This is a genomic window from Xanthomarina sp. F1114, from assembly GCF_026410255.1.
Classification (GTDB): domain Bacteria; phylum Bacteroidota; class Bacteroidia; order Flavobacteriales; family Flavobacteriaceae; genus Xanthomarina.
The window spans coordinates 43094-61557 of sequence record NZ_JAPMLL010000017.1 but is presented as its reverse complement, the minus strand read 5'-3'; the positions used below and the strand labels follow the sequence as shown (position 1 = coordinate 61557).

Sequence of the window (18464 nt, the reverse complement as noted above, 5' to 3'; positions counted from 1 at the left end):
TTTTTTTTTTTTTTGACCTAATGGAAACAAACTCCCCGTTTAATCTTATCCCATTATTAATGTGTGCAACTTTTTCTTCTAAATTAAGTTTAATTTTGGACATAATTATATTTATAATTAATAATCTAGTAAATCTCTTTTCACGTTTCTAATTTTAAAATGAAGAATTATTGCCGATAGCGTTAAACATACAATAGCTATAATACCCATAGAAATAACAGACCCATAAATATGCGAAACCTCGGCATGGTTGAGATAAAGTAATCTAAAGACTTGTAAATAATGTGTTAAGGGAATTAAATCTGCTATATATTGAACCCAAGTTGGCATTTGACTTAATGGCCATGTAAAACCACTAAGTATAAAGCTTGGTGTAGCCACAACCATTAATACCTCTGTGGCTTTTAATTGATCGGGTAAAATAATACTAGCTAATACACCGATACCACAAACAGCTAAAACGAAAACAAGAGTGCTTAAAGAAAATGCTAAAAGAGCACCACCAATAACCATATTATAATATTTTGAAAAACCCCAATACAATAAAAGTATTCCAACAGACATAATTAAATAGGGAATAATTTTTACAGCTAACATTCCCAGGGCATTTGGCATTTTGTTTACGAGTTCCTTAAACGTTTCATTTTCATATTCCGAAGCAAAAGTTAAAGCGAGTCCTAATAGTAATACCTGTTGAAAAACCGTAAGCAATACACCAGGTAGCATAAAATATAAGTAATTTCCACTTCTTATACTTTGCTTTATGATGGTAGTTTTAAAAGGCTCATAATTTTGTGTTGCTACATATTCTGGAATTCCTTTTTTCATTTGAGATTCGATTTGAATCCCTGCTTTCAAAGTCATAGCCACGCCGTTTACAGCCATAAGAGCTGTATTTGATGTTAGGGTATTGGAGGCATCCACAAAGATGGTAATTTCAGGCAGTCTATTTTGCTGAATCCCTGAAGTAAATCCACGCGGAATGTCAACTATAACAGTGGCTTCATTGTCAATAGCTTTATCTTTAACTCCAAATAAAGATGGTAGTACTGCTATTACTTGAATGCTCTCGGTTTCTTCAAGCATATCAATAAATTTAGTACTCATTGGGGTACAATCTTGATCCACTACAATAATTGGTAAATCTGTAATTTTACCTTTTTGATAAACGGCACCAATAAGTACACCATATAAAATAGGCGCCCCTATAAATAGTAGTCTTAGTACCTTGTTGTTAAAGAAAAGTCTAAATTCTCTTTTGATTAAGTGTATAAATTTTTTCACACTAATTTAATTGTCTAATTTTAGAGACACCGAAGCCTTGGTTATTAAATCTTGTACTTTTTCTGGTTCTGTTGGACGTACTTCTACTTCAAACAAGGTTTGCTGCATGTCAAAATCTGGATAAGCTGTCGCAATATTAGCATAAGAACTTAATGCTTTTACTATGGTTACTTTTCCATTTATAATTTCTGAATCTTTATAAAGTACTTTTATTTTTACTTTTTCTCCAGATTTAATTTGACCCAATTTACTTTCGGCAATTGTAAAACGGAAATAGACGGATTGATTTATATAACCTGATATTACGGGGTAACCTGGCAATGCAAGTTCTCCAGTTTTTAAATTAATAGTTTCTACAGACATATCTTGTGGCGCTATCATGTATTTTTCTCGCTCGGCAGCGTCCACTTCTAAGATTGCCCCAGAAGCTTGCAACTGTTGTCCCAAAGCCATTGTTTGTTGTTCTGTTCTAGCTCCTTTTTGTGTTTCTTGCAGTTCTGTTTTTGCTGCTTCGTATTGGTTTTTTGCGCCTTGATATTTTGCAAAAACCTCATCAAATTGCTGTTGTGGGATAAGGCTGTCTTTAAGCATTTTGTCTAATCTATCCTTGGATTTTTTAGCAAATTCAAACTGTTCTTTTAAGCCGTTTACTTTGTTTTGCAATTGCTTTAACTGCCCATCGGTTGCTCCTTTTTTTGTCATTTGGTATTGTGCTTCAGCAGATTTTAATACACCTTCAGCTTGTTGCTTTTTGGCATCTACTTCTGGAATATCTAGAATTACTAGGGTGTCGCCTTTTTTCACAAAATCACCTTTAGAGGCTAATATTTGTGCTACTGTTCCTGGGACTTTAGTAACTACTGAAATCTGCTCTCTTTCAATTTTCCCCATATAAGCAGGGTCTAGTTTTTTATTTGAACAAGAGGCTAAACCTAAAAAGCTCAGTAAAAGTAGGAGGTATTTTGTTTTCATATTAATTGTAAATTTTATCTAACAATTCACCAGTGGATAACAAGAGTTCAACGGTGGCACTTCGTTGATTTAGAATTTGGTTGTAATAATTTAAGTTAACTTTATAAAACTCATTTTCAGAAGCCAACCGTTCAGTTAAATCAACTAAACCGGCACTATATTGCTTTGTAACTAAATCTAAATTATTTTCGGCTATTATAACTCGTTGCTGTGCAACTAGAAGTTTTTGTTCTGCTGTTTTAAAATCTGATTTATTTTTATATCGTAACAATTCAAATTTTTCTTCAGTGTCCTTTAGTTTTTTATTACTAATCTGTAATTCGATTTCAGCTTTTTTAACGTTTATATTGTTTTCATTTCCTTTAAATAAGTCCCATTTTAATCCTACCCCAACAGCAGCTGCCGGCTCTAATTCAAAACGATCAGTTTCTAAATTTGTATCTCCAGCAATAGGCACATCTCTTAATTTTATCTTGGTATCAAAAGCATTTAAATACATTAGGTTTCCAAAGGCAAAAACTGTTGGTAAATAGGTGCCTTTTTCCTTTCTGTAAGCAAATTCCTTGGCTTTTTTGCCAGCTTTCAATGCTTTTATTTCGGTACGATTTTCGACATTTAGGGCTACTTCATTTAATAAAAAAGCCTTTAATTCATAGACCGTGGACTCTAATTCGGGTTCTGTCATTCGAGTGAGATACTCTAGTTTAGCGAGTAAAACATTTTTATTTCCTTGAGCTTCTAACTTTTTTTCTTCTAATTCTAGAATTGCTAGTTTAATTTTATCGCGATCATACGGGATTGCTAAACCATTTTCAATAGCTCTTATTACCTTTTTATGTTCGGTGTGAAGTCTTTTTTCAGAGTCCTCAATTAATTTATCCGCTTCTTTTAAGAGCATTAACTGATCAAAAGTCTGTATGACTTCTTTTGCAATTTCTTCTTTACCAGCCTCTGCCAAGAAGCGTTCAGCTTTTTGCTTTTCTTCTAGCGCTTTAATACCATTGTTAATTTGGTTTCCTGTATAAATGACTTGTCTAGCAGAAAGCATTCCCATAAAAGTTTGGGTTTGAAAATTAGAAACTAGTGGGTCTTCCAAAAAAGGAATACCGCTGATGGGCAGATATTGAGTGGGAAACAAGAAGCTTATTTGGGAATATAAAAACCCGTAGCCACCCATAAATGAAACTTGAGGTAGTTTTTTAGACTTAACGGCATCCATTTCCATTTGTGTAACGTCTCCTTCCATTTCTTGTATTCTCACTTCAGTACTCTGGGCAATCGCTTTCTTTATGGGTTCTTTTAAAACGTCTTCAATAAAATTTTGAGCATTTAGAGGTGTACTTATTGTAAGTATTAAACAAACACCTATAAGGCTTGTAATTTTTTTCATACATTCATATAATTTTAGTTGATTATTTGTGTAAACCAACCATAATTTGTCTTTAAATAGCAATTCTCAACTACAAACAGTTTGATGTTCTATTTCACTTCTGGTCTGTTCAGTTTCTGTACTAACTTAAAAGACGCATAATCTGCATAAATACCATAAGCATTTACTAGAAGACCTTTTATTTTACCATCTGTCGAGGAAATTGCATATAAAACGCTTTCGTTATCCACGTCTGACATTTCTTGAAAACGATATTTTTGGTCAATCTCGAATTCTTCTGGCTGCAGTTGTCTGCAATTTTCAGCACATTCTATAAAATCTTCTTTCATGTTGAAATTATAGATATAACCTTTTTTAGTCAGGTCATTAATGGCTTTAGATAAGCTGGTATATGTATTTTTCATTTTATATATTTTTGATTTCCTTTTAAAAATAACTAAATTTAGTTTAAAATTGTACTAAATTACGGGGCAATACTATTTATCGTTTTTCCAACTGCTTTCGCAATTTGTCTTCTACATTGGCTATTAAGATATGAAAATCATCGCCATATTCTGACGCAAAGGGATCATTGCCCGGAATACCCAAGCGGATACTGACCTGTTTCTGTTGGGTGCTTTTTTCTTTTTTATTCTCTAAATATATATCTGCCCATTCTATTCTGTCATAAGACAGACTAAGGCGTGAAACACTTTTCAGAATGGTTTCTTGTACATCATTATGTAAGTTGATATCTACTGCTTGAACATTAATTTTTATTCCTGTAATATTTTCTGTGTATTCCATAAATATATTTTTTCTGTTATAACAATTGTTTTGATGGAGCGATTATTTCTATTGTGAGGTATGATTTATAAATAAAAAAGTAAAAATCTTCATTCCTTCTTTTTGGACCAAAAGAAAAGAATGAAGATTTTAGTTTTTAATAAAATTTTATTTCTAAAAGCATAGTCTGTGTTACTTTAAATAGGCAGAATACATCCAGACTAACTTTTCCTGTTCGCGAATGTAATCACTCATTAGAGCATTTGTTCCTTCATCTTCGGCATCATCAGACAGATGTAGCAACTCTCTTTGGAGCGTGATAATGATTTTTAGTGAATCAAGGGTGTCTTTTACATCCTGTACACCGTCTGCCACCTCAGTACTTTCTTTAACGTCCGCATCTTTTAGATACTTAGAGAATTTATGGTGTGGAGTGTGGCCTAGTGTACGGATTCGTTCTGCTACTTCATCAATTTTCACAAATAAATCTTCGTATAGCTCCTGAAATTTATCGTGAAGCTCAAAGAATTTATCTCCTTTAATGTTCCAATGATATCCTCTTACATTTTGATAAAATACAGAGTAATCTGCCAAGAGTGCATTGAGTTTTTCCGCTAATACTTTGGATTTTTCTAGGTCTAAACCGATTGGATTTAATTTTGTCATTTTTCTTAATTTTTATGATTATTAATTTTGTTTTAATTTTTTTTGAGCTTGTCTATTCACGATTGATATCAACCAATATCTTTACTTCTGATGGATCTTTGATAAGAGCTTTAAAACCTTTTTCCACTATATCATCTAAGGGTATTGTGCTGGTAATCAATTTTTCCACTGGCAACCTTCCGCTATTGATCAATGCAATAACCTCTGGGAAAATATTGCGATAGCCAATAATTCCTTTTATAGTTAATTCACGCATTGCTTGGTCTAAGGCGTCGTGTTCAATTTTATTCATAAAGAGAGCGACCAAAACGGCTGTTCCTCCATTTCTTAGACTGCTAATACCTGTATCAAAAGAGGCTTGAACTCCGGCTGCATCAATAAAAACATCGACACCATGTCCGGTGATTTCCTTGATTTTATTAGCAATATCTTTGTCCCTAGCATCAAACGTGTGGGTTGCGCCAATTTCTTTTGCCTTTTTTAATCTGTTCTCAGAAAGGTCTGTAATAAAAATTTGAGATGCTCCAGAAGCTAGTGCTATTTGAGCGGTAAGTAACCCAATAGGTCCAGCACCACCAATTAATACAGTATCTCCCATTTTCATTCCACTTTGCTGTATGCCATAAGCCGCAACAGCTGCAGGTTCTACAATAGCTCCTTGTTCAAAAGTCATTGAGTCAGGCATTTTATGTACCATATAATCTTCAACTATGGTATATTTTGCAAAGCCTCCGTTGGATGTCAACCCAACAAACCCTAATGGTTCCGATAGATTGTATTCTCCAGATGAAATAAACGGACTTTCAGGGTTTCTAAAAATAGGTTCTACGGTTACACGATCACCTTTTTTGATGTTTTTTACATTTTTGCCTACCTCTTCAACCACACCCGAAAATTCGTGACCAAGGGTTGTAGTTCCTTGGTGCCCGTTGAGTACGTAGGGTTTGTCAACTGGAATTAGTTGTGGGCCATCCATATATTCATGTAAATCTGAGCCACAGATTCCTGTAAATTTTACCGCAATTTTTACTTGATTTTCATTTGGTGAAGGTATTGAAGTTTCCTCTACCCTAATATCTTTCGCTGCATGCCAGCGAGCTGCTTTCATTGTCTTCATAATCTACATTTTAAAAGTTTAAAATTTTTGTTCTAAATGTTAATCTACGACCTTACCTCATAAATCGTTTGATTCTAGGTCGTCTTAGCTGCTATATCCCAACCAGCCAATTTTGCACCAGCTTGATAGCTACTTTCCAAGAAGTCTAAAATCTGCTGTTTAGGATGGTCACTTTTAATTAAATCGTTGTAAAGTAATAAAGCCATTGGACTGCCATTGGAATCCTGCCATTTGGCGGTATTAGGTTGCAGCGGTTCTTGATCTATACCTTCTGGAGATGGATATGTATAAGAATAGAAGGCCGGTTCTTTAATGGTATCATCTCCAAACCAGAATCCAAAACTTATCATTTCATGTGAATAGGCTTCCAATTCTACTTGAGATGTGGTGTCCATTTTTGGACCTCTTTTGCCTGAAAATCGTGAAACCACCAAATCAAAGTGATGCCAATAAATATGTACAGGACAGGTTTTGCTATAAGACCTACCGCTAAATTCCTGAAAAATCATATCAATATTTAGCAAAATTTTCCAAGCTTTATGAACGGCTTCTTTATCGTATGTGTGATGCTCTATGCATATATCGAAAGGAATTTTATCAGAGAGGTCAAATGGTATTTCCAATATATCAAATGCGATATTGAGCTCCTTCAGAATAGCTTCTAACTTTTTATAGAATTCAGCTACTGAAAGTCCGTCTCGTAATTCAAACGAACGCTGTTCTCCCTTGCTTGTAAAAACATTCAAAGTATGGTTGATAAAATCAAACTGGATTTCAAACGAAATATCATTAAAAGGGATGGCGCGCGTGGTGACACCTCTCGTTGTGGAGTAAAGAGTCATATGCCACCAATGATTCTTTTTCGGATTCAAAGACAGCCGCAATTTGCCTACAATCTGAAAATAGCGATGTAATGTTTCCTTGGTGTCTAGCCATTCTGCTAATGGAAATGCTGGAAATATGGTTTGATTACTCATAGTTTTTGTTTTCTAAGTTTGATTTATTTGTGTGATAAGCTTAAAGCTCGTCATAGCCTTTAAAATCTGGACTTATGATACGTTTCCATTCCGGATGTTTTTTTATATATGCAAACACATAAGGACAAAAGGGGAGCAATGTAATATTGTTGTCATCAAGATAATGTAGTGTTTTTTCCACCACAGCGCTTGCTGCACCTTTTCCTGCTAGCTCCGGATCGGTTTCGGTATGTATCAACGCAATTTTATTGCGAGATTCTTTATAATCGATGAATGCATAGTGACCATCAACTTCAATTTCAAAGCGTTTTTTTTCTTCGTTTCTAACTAATGGGATGGTATTATATTCGATTTACATATTTTTAATTTTATCTTATTTAGATATAAAACCTGTTTTCATACGAGCAATTGATGACAACAATTCCTTCATCTAAGTTATGCTAGATTTTATTAGATCAATCGCATCAGCGACTTGGCCATCCAGCATCATTTTTCTCACTGGTGTGGCGAAGACTTCTAATTGGTTGAATTCAACTATTGAAGGCCTGGGAAAAGCATCAGAATCTGTAGAAATATGTGTAAGCCTCCCTCTTATTAAATACTCAATGCGCCTGAAGTACACTTTGAAATTTGGTTAAATCACGCTACAGTGGTTGCATTGTTAGGTTTTATCCAAGGTCTGCCTTTAGAGTTATAAACCTCTGGTAATGTTTTTACACATATTCCCGAATGAATTCATTTTTCAGATTTCCATAAAATGGTTGACTTTCCAGTTGAATATTCGTGTGTTTTCACAATTTAATGGTTATTCATTTTATTGACAAGGGTCCAAATAGCCCCATTTTTAGTTGAGAGTTTCTCCAAACTTCCTGTATTAGCAAGTTCATTTAATACCACCTCACTTTCCGACCTAGGTGTTCCAGAAAGTTCAGAATATTCTTTTGCCGTGAGTGAAGGGTAAATGGAGAAGAGTGATTCCCAATTTTTACTGTATTCGCTTTTTGTTGCATTCGGATTCAGCTTTAGAATTGCCATTTCATAAAAGGCATAAGGTCTGGTGCCATATACGGTTTCTTGATTGCCTGCATTATCAATGAAAAATATTGTTGGAAAGCCTCTTACTCCTAATTCTCTTCCTAATTTTAAATCGTCTTCAAACATTGCTTTTGCTTTGCCTTCAAAATCGCTTTTCAATTGCGTCACGTCTAAACCTACGTTTTCAGCTGCAATAGCCAAATTTTCCCATTTAGCCATGTTTTTCTTTTTCAAAAACATCATTTCTCTCATTTCGCGCATATATAAAACGGCCTTCTCACGATCTTGAAGTTGGGCAGCTTTAAATGCAATAGATGATGGGTAAGAAGAATCCATTGGGTCTTCTAGCCAAAGGTCTCCATCTATTGGCATATCATAATGTACACTAACTTCATCCCAATGACTTGCAACGTCTGCAGGACCACTTATACCACCACTATTATAATTCCAATCTGGTAATAAACCTCCCATTCTATAGTCGATTTCTATAGCCTTACCATATTCCAATTTCAACTTACGCAGTTGTGGTTCAATTCCCCAACAGGATGAACAAATAGGATCTGTATAATAAATGAGCTTGACAGATTTCTCTGTGGACTGCTGATTAGTTTTAGAAGCTGTGTTTGAGTTTTCATCTGTAGTTTCGCACATTCCTGTTTCTATATCGCATAAAAGCGGATTGTTCTTGTTTTCCATCGTCTTTATATTTAATAAGTGGATACTTCCACAGTTTATATCTTACGCTTAAGATACAAAATATTACCCCTAAACACATAGAAATTGTATCGATTAAATCGATTTACAAATGTGATAAAGCTATAGGCTAAAACCTTAGTTTTTGTAAGCTTTACAATTTTAAATTTGGTTGTAATATGGTTTATTTTTTAACTTCTTCAGAAGAAGCAAATTCTTCCATTTTTGCAATTAAACCATTTTCTACCGTATAGATCTGCACCCAGTCTTGTTTTAGCTCTCGTCCAGAACGTTTTACTTTTTGATGTTCTCTACCTATTACCACAACCATATTATCTTCAACAATATATTGTAGTGGCTCGAAGTTGATAATTTCGGTTCTTTCCATAATATTATTATAAAAAGCACGTACACCTTCCTTTTTTTCAAAACGTCCTTTAGGGATTATTTGAGTGCCGTGATAAATCCAAACCGTATCGTCTGAAACTGTTGCTACAAATTTATCTGCATCCCCACTGCTAAAAGCTGAAAACATTTTTTCTACTACTTTTTTTGCTGCGTTTTTCATATTGTTTTTATTATTGTTTAGCAAATTGCAAGTGAACTACAATGTTAATCTCTTTTCCTATACCAGCCGCAGTTGGATCATAGTCTATATTATAATCAAATCTATTGATAGTTGTTTCTGCTTTCATACCTAATTTTTCGCCTTGTTGACTTTTTGCTTTACCACCATAACTTACATCAAAAACCACCTCCTTTGTTACATCTTTAATGGTTAATTGCCCATGCAGTTTGTATTGATTTGGATTTTCGGTAGATGAAATATTTGTGCTTTTGAAGGTCATTTCCGGATATTTCTTTGCATCAAAAAAATCGGCACTTCGTAAATGATTGTCTCTATCTTCTACATTGGTATTAATACTTTCTATTTTAACGATAAAATCGAAATTGGCGTTATTGAGAGCCTCTCCATTTGTAGTTAAGCTACCAGAATAATCCAAAAATTTACCGTTAACCATACTAATTCCCGAATGGGATATGTTGAAATTTAAGGACGAGTGATAAGGATCGACCTTCCATTGGGTTTGTGAAAAAGTGCTTACTGAAAGAAACACTATTGGAATTAATGTGATTATTTTTTTCATTGTATTTATATTTTAAGTTTAATTTATAATTTGTTCTCATGCATAAACTGAATACATGTCTTGGTAAGATAGCCTTCAGAATTTAAAATCGAAACAATGCGTTTGCTCTTGAATTCTTATTTGGCATGTCTTCTTTATCTATTAAATATACATCGCCACCATTTAAAAATGTTTTTATAACAGCAACATTCAATAATGAAATGGTATTATTATTTTCTTCACTTTGGGTTACCGTAATAACACTGTTTTCTTTTGTGAAATCTCCAAAGATATCAGCTTTGTTCTCGCAGAATAAGGTGTCTATTTTTCCATTTATAGCTGCTGGTATTATTTTATCTATCCCGATAGCTGTTTTACCTGTGCCTTGTTCTGAAAGGAATTGCGCAATTTTATCTTTTCTTTTTTGATCGAATAATGGAGCTATTTTCTCCCAAGCTAACTCATGAATTTCAAAAATATCTGTATTGCTAAAATCGGTTGTAATGTTACCTTCCTTAAGACTGGCATAGGTGTTTACCTCTTTATAGATGTCAAATATAGGGTCTTGTGCTGCAACTAACATAGGCTTACTTTCATCTCTAAGAAGAGGTGCAATCCCATCGTTAATAGCTCTTAAATATTTTTTTATTTCGTTTTTTCTTGCTCCTGTAGCAGCCTCCTGACCATGATACATAGCCTGACCTGCTTGACCAGTACCACCTGATCTAAATTGCAAATTCTTTTCTTCAAAATCAAAACCTACGCGATCTCGCTTACTTTCTGGTATTAAATCATCAATAACTATTTCGGTGAAACTGTGTTGTGTACAATCGTAAAGTTTTACGTTTCGTCTTTCAAGTGATAGAAGATAAAAGTCTCCATCGCCAACAAACATTGGCATTAAAGGTTTTAAGTAAAATGAATTTGACACATAATTAAATTCCATGAAATATACAGGGATTGTATAAACTTTTAGATAACCATCTGCTAAGAAGATAGCAAGACCATCTGATTGCTCGCGCCAAAAAGAAGAATCATCAATTAAATCCTGTACAGGTTTTGTCAATTTATTAATTGCATCGCCATTAAGCCCTTTTTTATCTAACTTTAGTTTTACATCTTTCAATTGGTTTTTTAATGATAGTGTATCCTCTTCTTGTATGACTTTTTTTCCTCCTCTATGTGTTGGGATAAAAATTGAAATGCAATTATCCTGATTTATCTCGTGCAATTCTGCTATTTCTTTTTTAGTTATTAAGGGCATAGTTTTATGTTTTTTATGGTTATATAAATTATTATTTGTAATATAAAGCCACTTTAAAAGGTAGCTATTTTAATCCTAACTGGTTAATTCTAAAGATAATAAACGACTAACAATTAACCTACTACTTTAAGTAATATTTAGGCTTTTAACTACCGAAACACAAGTACTTTAACCTAAAGTCTTTTTCGAGAAAAGGGCAATGATCATCCCTGGAATGGACAACGCAATAGCAAAATAAACCAAACTCATAGGCGAATACATTCCAAGTAACATACCTGCCACCGAAGATGCAATCATTATGGATAAGTTAAATACCGAAGACTGAACAGATGTGGCCACATCTTTTGCAGTTTCTACCTGTCTGCTCACAGCAGCTTGCAGTAAGGTCACCAATGGACCAAATGAAACTCCCCATAAAAAGAAGGCTAAATGCCCAATCCCTTTTGTGCCACCATAAAGTAGAAAAATACCCATAGAAATAATGAGCAAGACAAACATCAATATTGTCAGCACTCTCAAATATTTATCTGTAAATTTTATGGCTAATAACACTGAAATTAAAGAACCTATTCCAAAAAACAATAAGGCACTTTCGACACCTCCAGCCAACTGAATTTCATCTACAAGACTTGTTATATATACATATACACCATAATGCGCAATTACGCCAAGTAATGTTAGCAGAAGGACAATTAAAACTGCCGGTATTTTTAACAGTGCAAATGGAGATGAGCTTTTTGTCAATTTTTCTCCCGGTGTGGATGGTAATGCAAAGAAACTGACTATACCTATTAGAATAATAAATCCTCCAAGCCCAATGAATTCTGTTCTCCAGCCGTAATCATTTCCAATAGAAGTCATTATTGGCATACCAATACTAATACCTAAAGTTGTCCCTGCCATAATTACAGCTATGGCTTTTCCGTGATCCTTTTCATCTACTAATCGCATGCCATAAGCTGCAATCATTGGCCACATGACACCAGCACAAATGCCACCAATTATTCTTAAAACAATAATAATCGTATAATCGTGTACAAGACCAGCAATAATATTTGAAATAGCGAAGCCACCAAGCAAGATAAGCAACAGATATTTCCGGTTATATTGCAGCGTCATTGAAATAAGCGGGATTGCAAAAATAGCTGAAGCTATGGCGTAGTAACCTACTAAATTTCCTGTTTGTACTTCGCTAATACTTAAATCTTCCATCATTAATGGTAGCACACCCGAAGGCATTAGCTCCGACAATATTCCAACAAAAGTCACGGACGACATTAAAATCATTATAAGCCATGGAAAAGCACTTTTGGTTTGACGCTTTAAATTTATTGTGCTCATAATTTTAATTTTTTGTGTGTTACACTCAATCATTTGATAATCTTACTAAAGCGAACATCTAAAACTCAGTCTCTTGACCTACCAACTTCCAACCTGCATGACTTACTTCCTGTTTTATTATCAGGTTAGTAACCAAGTTTTCTAACAAATCTTCCTGCTCACCTATGGTTGCAACTTCTACCTTAATTTCTACGTCTTTTAAATTTGATTCAAAAACGTTTCTAGTAATGGAACGTACTAATAGTTGATTGTTGGCATCAATGTGATTTAATAACCAAAGTCGAACATTAGATTCTATGTTTAAAGGGCATTTGATAGAAACCTGGTAAAAAGTTTCTTTAACTTCCTTTTTACTATATAATGATAGTTTTGATAATCTAATACTTACTGGTCTTAGAATTAAATGTGATATAACAACTGCTGTAGTAGTAATCAAAGCTTCAAGAAAAAAGCCCATACCCACTAAAGCACCAACTGCTGCAGAACACCAAATGGTCGCCGCTGTATTTAGTCCTCTGACTGCAAATCCGTCTTTCATTATAACTCCAGCACCAATAAAACCGATACCTGTAACTATTTGTGCCGTAATTCTACCTGGATCTCCACCAGAAATATTATAGAGGTCTATTGAAAGTAGTACAAATGATGCTGCACCAATTGCAACTAGAGTATTGGTTCGCAATCCGGCATCTTTTTGTCGCCACTGTCTCTCAAATCCAATTATGCCACCCAACAAAACGGCAGTGCCAATACGTAGAGCATATTCGGTAATATGTACAAATCCATCCATAGTATTTTTACTTATTATTAATAATTATTATCAAAAAGTATTAATAAAAGCTTCAGAGGAACATCATAGCCTTTTATTTTTTTGAATAACAATTAGTGAGACCTCGGCAACAATCTTCCATTTAGTTTTTATATCACAGATTTAGAGGAAGTTGCATATTCTTTTGTAAACACACAATTGGTGGTTGTGTAAACGGTAAACATGCATTTATTACAATGAATACATCTTCCCTCAATTTGTGATTTATCTTTTAGTTTATTTACTAAATCCGGCTCGCGTAAGAGTGCTCTTCCCAATGCCACAAAAGAAAAGTCATGTTCCATGGCTATTTGCAGATGTGAATAGTCATTAATCCCACCGAGTAAAATTATTTGTGCATTTTTCACAATCGGTTGAAATTGTCTGGCTGACTCTAACATGTATAAATCTTCGTAGGGATACTCACCCAGCATTTTTTTTCCGAATAGTTTTACGCCTAACTTGAATATACCTTTTTGCGTTGCTGCCATACCATCAATATCCGTATCTCCGCGGAAAAGGTACATTTGTTTATATACGGATGATCCCATGGTTAACTCAAAAGCATCAACAGCTTTTGTCTCATCAAGAATTTTTACAGTTTCTGTTGCTTCATCAAGCCAGATAGAACCCCTAATACCATCATCCATTGAGATTTTAACAATAATTGCAACTCGATCTTTAATGCGTTCTTTTACAGCAAGTAGGATTTCTTTTGCAAATCGGGTTCGGTTTTCAATAGATCCTCCATATTCATCTTTTCGTTTGTTAATCCATGGACTAAAAAATGCAGAGACAATATATAAGTGACCAAAGTGAAGTTCTATGGCATCAAATCCAGCATCGGCGGCCACCTCTGCAGCATCAGCAAATTGCGTAATAAGTTTCGAGATTTCTTCTTTAGTAACTTCCCGACAAAGTTGAAAACTTGTCGGATTTCTAAACCGGGAAGGTGCTATGGGCTGTACGCCGGTAATACTTTTGTGTGCAACCGGCCCCGCGTGACCAAGTTGTGCAGAAACCATACCACCTGCATCATGCATTGCCTGGGTAAATTTCTGAAGACCGGGAATGTTTTCACGAATCATTAAAATTTCTCCAGGCGCTGCAAAACCTTCAGAAGATATGGCACAATACGCTAAAGTAGTCATGCCAGTTCCACCTTCGATGAAACCACGGTGAAAATCAATGAGAGCTTGTGTTACTTTTCCTTCGGGGCTTCTACCTTCACTTGTTGCTGCTTTTATAATACCATTTGGTAATGTTATAGGTCCAAGCTTTGTGGGTTTAAAAATATCTAGGACTTTGTTTGATTCTGATAAGTTATTCATATAAAATTTTTAAATTAATTTCTGAGCATTGATAATCTTTTAGAAATAAAACACTTTAAAGACTCAATGCAACATCAAAAGTTTCTTCTTTTTTACGGAATAAAAACTCACCATTACGCACAGATGCCAATACATCTACTCTTTTACGAATAGCTTCGTAAACTGTACTTTCATTTAAAACAATAAAGTTTGCGGCTTTACCAACATCTAAACCGTAAGTATCTTGAATATTTAAACAACGTGCACCATTATAAGTGATTAGGTCGAAGTTTGTTTTTACATCATCTGCCGACATAATTTGAGCTAAATGAATTCCGTTATCTAAAATATTCATCATATTACCATTACCCATTGGATACCAAGGATCGTTAATAGAGTCTTGTGCAAATGCTACATTAATACCGTACTCGATAAACTCTTTCACCCTTGTTAAACCTCTACGTTTAGGGTATGTATCTTGGCGCCCTTGTAAATATGCGTTTTCTGTAGGACAGGCAATAAAGTTCATTTTAGTTTTTTGGAAAATGTCTAACATTCTAAACGCATAAGAATCGTCTGCCGAACCAAACGAACAAGTATGACTTGCCGTTGTTCTACTTCCATAATCTTGCATATACACTTCTGCATTTAACAATTCTACAAAACGAGAGTGTGGGTCATCGGTTTCATCACAATGTACGTCAATCATCTTGTCGTATTTTAACGCGAGTCTAACAATATCGTGTACAGATTTTTCCCCATATTCTCTTGCTGGCTCGTAATGCGGTATGCCACCTACTACGTCTGCACCCATTTTAAGGGCTTCTTCTACTAACTCTACACCACCTTTATACATATACATACCTTCTTGTGGGAATGCCACAATTTGTATATCAACCGTATCTTTTAGATCTTGTTTCATTTCCAGCATTGCTTTTAAAGCCGTAAAATTTGGATCTGTAACATCTACGTGCGTTCTAATGTGTTGTACACCTTGGGAAACTTCGTCTTTAATCCCTTTCATTGCTAATCTTTTTACACTTTCTACTGTTAGTGTTTTTTTAAATTGTGGCCATAACTCAATAGCTTCAAACAAGGTACCAGAACCAGCACCTTCCTGCCCTAGTTCAGACAAAGTATATACATAGTCTAAATGTAAATGTGGATCTACATAAGGTGCCATTATAAGCTTTCCGTTTAAGTCAATTTCGTCATCACACTTTGGTAAATTTTTACCAATGTGTGTAATTTTACCATTTTCAACAATCAATTCAGTTGCATCTTCGTTGCGATAAATTTTCGCGTTAAAAAACTTTTTTTTCATTTTGGTGTTATTTAGATGATTATTAAAATAGAATAAAATGAACTGCAAAATACTTTACCTCTGATGTTGGTTAACTGTGATTCCTAATCATTATGAAATTATACTTCTAACAATATTTATCTGTGGCAATTGAGCCTTTTAGATAAACCCTCATGCGAATATTATTCTCATTTATATCTATTTTTTAGTCAAAATATTTTTATTGAATTATTAGCATTTTTTTAAGCAAATAATTTAATTTATGAAGTTGGGATAACAAAGAAATCCGTACTATCGTTCAAATATTGATAAATGAATTTTCTTAGGGTTAGTTGCTGCTCAATTCTTAACAGATCTTTTGGATCCTTCAACTCAATCCCCACTATGGCTGGACCACTTTCTCGATTGTTTTTTTTAGTATATTGAAAATATACAATGTCATCATTTGGTCCTAAAATATCATTTACAAAATCTTTTATTGCCCCGGGACGTTGAGGGAATTGCACCAAAAAGTAATGTTTAAAACCTTCGTAGAGTAAGGATCTCTCCTTTATTTCTTGCATCCGGGTAATGTCGTTGTTGCTTCCGCTTACAACGCAGACCACATTTTTACCCTTAATTTGATCCTTGTAAAAATCAAGTGCAGAAATCGTTAAAGCCCCAGCTGGTTCCACAACAATAGCCTCTTCATTATACATTCGCAATATCGTGGTACATACTTTTCCCTCAGGAACAACAATAATATCTTCCAAACCGTTTTTACAAATTTCAAAAGTGTGTTCTCCCACACGGGCAACGGCAGCACCATCTACAAAGTTATCAATCTCCTCCAACGTAGTATTTTCTCCTTTTTCCAAAGAAGTTTTCATGGATGCCGCTCCAGCTGGTTCCACTCCGATAATTTTGGTCTCTGGACTCAATTTATTAAATACAGTAATTATTCCTGCTGCCACCCCTCCTCCTCCGATAGGTACAAATACATAGTCAATAGGAATAGAGCTGTCTTCTAAAAGTTCTAATCCTATGGTTCCTTGTCCGGCAATTACTTTTTCATCATCAAAAGGATGAATAAAAATAGCTCCAACTTCTTTGCAAAACTGATGAGCTTTTGCAGATGCTTCATCAAAGGTGTCACCTTTTAAAACAACCTCTACTTTATCCTTTCCAAAAAGATTTACTTGCTTTATTTTTTGTGTAGGAGTTGTAACAGGCATAAATATTGTCCCCTTGATGTTTAGTTTATTACAAGCGTATGCAACTCCTTGGGCATGATTACCTGCACTTGCACATACTATACCTTTTGATTTTTCTTTCTCTGAAAGTAATACTATTTTATTATAAGCTCCCCTTAATTTGTAGGAGCGAACAGGTTGTAAATCTTCGCGTTTCAAATAAATTTGAGCAGTAAATTCTTCGCTTAAGTTTTCATTTATCTTTAATGGAGTATGTACAGCAATGTTTTTTATCCGCTCACTGGCTTGGTATATTTTATCTAGTAATTTCATAATTTATTAATTTTAAATTTACAAATTCCCAATGTCGTTTTCAATTGCCGTTTAAATTTATCTAAGCTACAAAAATTAGTTTTTCAAAGTATATCTAAGGTTTTAGGTTATTTTATTTTACAATTAACTCAATTTTATATCCCTTACCTTCTTCCTAATTATTAGTTGCCAAAAGAGTTAATCATCTGCAACCCATTAAAGGCGATAAACTTTAGTTTTAAAAAACTTTTTTCACAGCTGATTAATTTAACCTTATTATATATTTTAACCCTACTTTCTCTATTTCTGTGCGTTAGTATCAACCCATTTTTCAAATGATTGCATAAAGCTCTTTAAGAAATCTTTAGTAGAATTATTAATTAGATTTCCATTGTCATCAAATAGATCAGCAGCACCTCCAATATATGCTTCCGGTTGCGCCATAGTAGGGACGTTAATAAAAGTTAAGGATTGTCTTAAATGGTGGTTAGCTCCAAAGCCGCTAATAGCTCCAATGGAAACACTTACAATTGCAGCAGGTTTTCCGTCCCATGAATTATCTCCATAAGGACGAGAAGCAACATCTATAGCATTTTTTAAAACTGCTGGTACGGAACGGTTGTATTCTGGTGTAAAGAATAAAAGTCCATCGACTGCACTAATTTTTTCTTTTAATGATACCCATTCTTTTGGTGGATTGGCTTCTAAGTCCTCATTGAACATTGGAAGACCTGAAATATCCAATAATTCCATTGATAATGATTCTGGTGCCATTGCCATCATGGCTTTGGCTGTTTTTAAGTTGAAAGATTCTTTACGAAGACTTCCTACGATGACTGCTATTTTATATTTTTTCATAATGATTTGTATTTAAGTTATTAAAATCAAATTCCAATTAATCAGTTTTAGATAAAAGAATGATTGGTCA

The 18464-nt window shown here is 34.3% G+C and carries 20 protein-coding genes; all 20 read right to left on the bottom strand.

Going from position 1 to position 18464, the window contains the following annotated elements:
- Window positions 1–117: 117 nt before the first annotated feature.
- Window positions 118–1284, bottom strand: coding sequence for an ABC transporter permease (locus OS188_RS13465; RefSeq protein ID WP_267149372.1), 1167 nt, complete (start codon window positions 1282–1284; stop codon window positions 118–120).
- A gap of 6 nt (window positions 1285–1290) precedes the next feature.
- Window positions 1291–2256 carry an HlyD family secretion protein gene (locus OS188_RS13460; protein WP_267149371.1) on the bottom strand — a complete coding sequence of 322 codons (966 nt, stop codon included), beginning with the start codon at window positions 2254–2256 and terminating at the stop codon, window positions 1291–1293.
- A gap of 1 nt (window position 2257) precedes the next feature.
- A complete protein-coding gene (locus OS188_RS13455; protein ID WP_267149370.1) occupies window positions 2258–3646 on the bottom strand; it encodes a TolC family protein in 1389 nt (462 codons plus the stop codon).
- Window positions 3647–3735: 89 nt separating this feature from the next.
- Window positions 3736–4050 carry a phosphoribosylpyrophosphate synthetase gene (locus tag OS188_RS13450; protein WP_267149369.1) on the bottom strand — a complete coding sequence of 105 codons (315 nt, stop codon included), beginning with the start codon at window positions 4048–4050 and terminating at the stop codon, window positions 3736–3738.
- Between the two features lie 76 nt (window positions 4051–4126).
- The gene (locus OS188_RS13445; protein WP_267149368.1) at window positions 4127–4432 is read right to left on the bottom strand and encodes an HPF/RaiA family ribosome-associated protein; all 306 of its coding nucleotides are present in this window, start codon (window positions 4430–4432) and stop codon (window positions 4127–4129) included.
- 171 nt (window positions 4433–4603) lie between these two features.
- Window positions 4604–5077, bottom strand: a complete 474-nt coding sequence (locus OS188_RS13440) for a Dps family protein (protein ID WP_267149367.1) — start codon at window positions 5075–5077, stop codon at window positions 4604–4606.
- Between the two features lie 52 nt (window positions 5078–5129).
- Complete coding sequence (locus tag OS188_RS13435; RefSeq protein WP_267149366.1) at window positions 5130–6194, bottom strand: 2,3-butanediol dehydrogenase; 1065 nt, start codon at window positions 6192–6194, stop codon at window positions 5130–5132.
- 74 nt (window positions 6195–6268) lie between these two features.
- Window positions 6269–7171 carry a DUF5996 family protein gene (locus OS188_RS13430; protein ID WP_267149365.1) on the bottom strand — a complete coding sequence of 301 codons (903 nt, stop codon included), beginning with the start codon at window positions 7169–7171 and terminating at the stop codon, window positions 6269–6271.
- 40 nt (window positions 7172–7211) lie between these two features.
- Window positions 7212–7523, bottom strand: a complete 312-nt coding sequence (locus tag OS188_RS13425) for a GNAT family N-acetyltransferase (RefSeq protein ID WP_267149374.1) — start codon at window positions 7521–7523, stop codon at window positions 7212–7214.
- Between the two features lie 287 nt (window positions 7524–7810).
- Window positions 7811–7894, bottom strand: a complete 84-nt coding sequence (locus OS188_RS14790; protein ID WP_323370469.1) for a (4Fe-4S)-binding protein — start codon at window positions 7892–7894, stop codon at window positions 7811–7813.
- A gap of 75 nt (window positions 7895–7969) precedes the next feature.
- Window positions 7970–8902 carry a DsbA family protein gene (locus OS188_RS13415; RefSeq protein ID WP_267149364.1) on the bottom strand — a complete coding sequence of 311 codons (933 nt, stop codon included), beginning with the start codon at window positions 8900–8902 and terminating at the stop codon, window positions 7970–7972.
- A 181-nt stretch (window positions 8903–9083) separates the two neighbouring features.
- A complete protein-coding gene (locus OS188_RS13410) occupies window positions 9084–9467 on the bottom strand; it encodes a nuclear transport factor 2 family protein (protein ID WP_267149363.1) in 384 nt (127 codons plus the stop codon).
- A gap of 10 nt (window positions 9468–9477) precedes the next feature.
- Window positions 9478–10047, bottom strand: a complete 570-nt coding sequence (locus OS188_RS13405) for a YceI family protein (protein WP_267149362.1) — start codon at window positions 10045–10047, stop codon at window positions 9478–9480.
- An 82-nt stretch (window positions 10048–10129) separates the two neighbouring features.
- Window positions 10130–11290 (bottom strand): baeRF7 domain-containing protein, encoded by a 1161-nt coding sequence (locus OS188_RS13400; protein WP_267149361.1) that lies wholly within the window; start codon window positions 11288–11290, stop codon window positions 10130–10132.
- A 168-nt stretch (window positions 11291–11458) separates the two neighbouring features.
- On the bottom strand, window positions 11459–12631 hold the full coding sequence (locus OS188_RS13395) for an MFS transporter (protein ID WP_267149360.1): 1173 nt from the start codon (window positions 12629–12631) through the stop codon (window positions 11459–11461).
- Between the two features lie 58 nt (window positions 12632–12689).
- Window positions 12690–13421: an MgtC/SapB family protein gene (locus tag OS188_RS13390; RefSeq protein ID WP_267149359.1), complete on the bottom strand. Its 732-nt coding sequence runs from the start codon at window positions 13419–13421 to the stop codon at window positions 12690–12692.
- Between the two features lie 128 nt (window positions 13422–13549).
- Window positions 13550–14770, bottom strand: a complete 1221-nt coding sequence (locus OS188_RS13385) for an NADH:flavin oxidoreductase (RefSeq protein WP_267149358.1) — start codon at window positions 14768–14770, stop codon at window positions 13550–13552.
- 55 nt (window positions 14771–14825) lie between these two features.
- Window positions 14826–16073: an amidohydrolase family protein gene (locus OS188_RS13380; RefSeq protein WP_267149357.1), complete on the bottom strand. Its 1248-nt coding sequence runs from the start codon at window positions 16071–16073 to the stop codon at window positions 14826–14828.
- Window positions 16074–16312: 239 nt separating this feature from the next.
- Entirely contained in the window at window positions 16313–17557 is a 1245-nt protein-coding gene (ilvA, locus tag OS188_RS13375; protein WP_267149356.1) for a threonine ammonia-lyase IlvA, read from the bottom strand.
- 279 nt (window positions 17558–17836) lie between these two features.
- Window positions 17837–18394: an NADPH-dependent FMN reductase gene (locus tag OS188_RS13370; protein WP_267149355.1), complete on the bottom strand. Its 558-nt coding sequence runs from the start codon at window positions 18392–18394 to the stop codon at window positions 17837–17839.
- Between the last annotated feature and the right edge of the window lie 70 nt (window positions 18395–18464).

Excerpts from the sequence above, each read along its gene's own strand:
- OS188_RS13390 (WP_267149359.1), bottom strand. The coding sequence starts at position 13,421 with ATGGATGGATTTGTACATATTACCGAATATGCTCTACGTATTGGCACT.
- OS188_RS13435 (WP_267149366.1), bottom strand. The coding sequence starts at position 6,194 with ATGAAGACAATGAAAGCAGCTCGCTGGCATGCAGCGAAAGATATTAGG.
- OS188_RS13455 (WP_267149370.1), bottom strand. The coding sequence starts at position 3,646 with ATGAAAAAAATTACAAGCCTTATAGGTGTTTGTTTAATACTTACAATA.
- OS188_RS13415 (WP_267149364.1), bottom strand. The coding sequence starts at position 8,902 with ATGGAAAACAAGAACAATCCGCTTTTATGCGATATAGAAACAGGAATG.
- OS188_RS13410 (WP_267149363.1), bottom strand. The coding sequence starts at position 9,467 with ATGAAAAACGCAGCAAAAAAAGTAGTAGAAAAAATGTTTTCAGCTTTT.
- ilvA (WP_267149356.1), bottom strand. The coding sequence starts at position 17,557 with ATGAAATTACTAGATAAAATATACCAAGCCAGTGAGCGGATAAAAAAC.
- OS188_RS13395 (WP_267149360.1), bottom strand. The coding sequence starts at position 12,631 with ATGAGCACAATAAATTTAAAGCGTCAAACCAAAAGTGCTTTTCCATGG.
- OS188_RS13440 (WP_267149367.1), bottom strand. The coding sequence starts at position 5,077 with ATGACAAAATTAAATCCAATCGGTTTAGACCTAGAAAAATCCAAAGTA.
- OS188_RS13400 (WP_267149361.1), bottom strand. The coding sequence starts at position 11,290 with ATGCCCTTAATAACTAAAAAAGAAATAGCAGAATTGCACGAGATAAAT.
- OS188_RS13380 (WP_267149357.1), bottom strand. The coding sequence starts at position 16,073 with ATGAAAAAAAAGTTTTTTAACGCGAAAATTTATCGCAACGAAGATGCA.
- OS188_RS13430 (WP_267149365.1), bottom strand. The coding sequence starts at position 7,171 with ATGAGTAATCAAACCATATTTCCAGCATTTCCATTAGCAGAATGGCTA.
- OS188_RS13385 (WP_267149358.1), bottom strand. The coding sequence starts at position 14,770 with ATGAATAACTTATCAGAATCAAACAAAGTCCTAGATATTTTTAAACCC.
- OS188_RS13460 (WP_267149371.1), bottom strand. The coding sequence starts at position 2,256 with ATGAAAACAAAATACCTCCTACTTTTACTGAGCTTTTTAGGTTTAGCC.
- OS188_RS13445 (WP_267149368.1), bottom strand. The coding sequence starts at position 4,432 with ATGGAATACACAGAAAATATTACAGGAATAAAAATTAATGTTCAAGCA.
- OS188_RS13450 (WP_267149369.1), bottom strand. The coding sequence starts at position 4,050 with ATGAAAAATACATATACCAGCTTATCTAAAGCCATTAATGACCTGACT.
- OS188_RS13405 (WP_267149362.1), bottom strand. The coding sequence starts at position 10,047 with ATGAAAAAAATAATCACATTAATTCCAATAGTGTTTCTTTCAGTAAGC.
- OS188_RS13370 (WP_267149355.1), bottom strand. The coding sequence starts at position 18,394 with ATGAAAAAATATAAAATAGCAGTCATCGTAGGAAGTCTTCGTAAAGAA.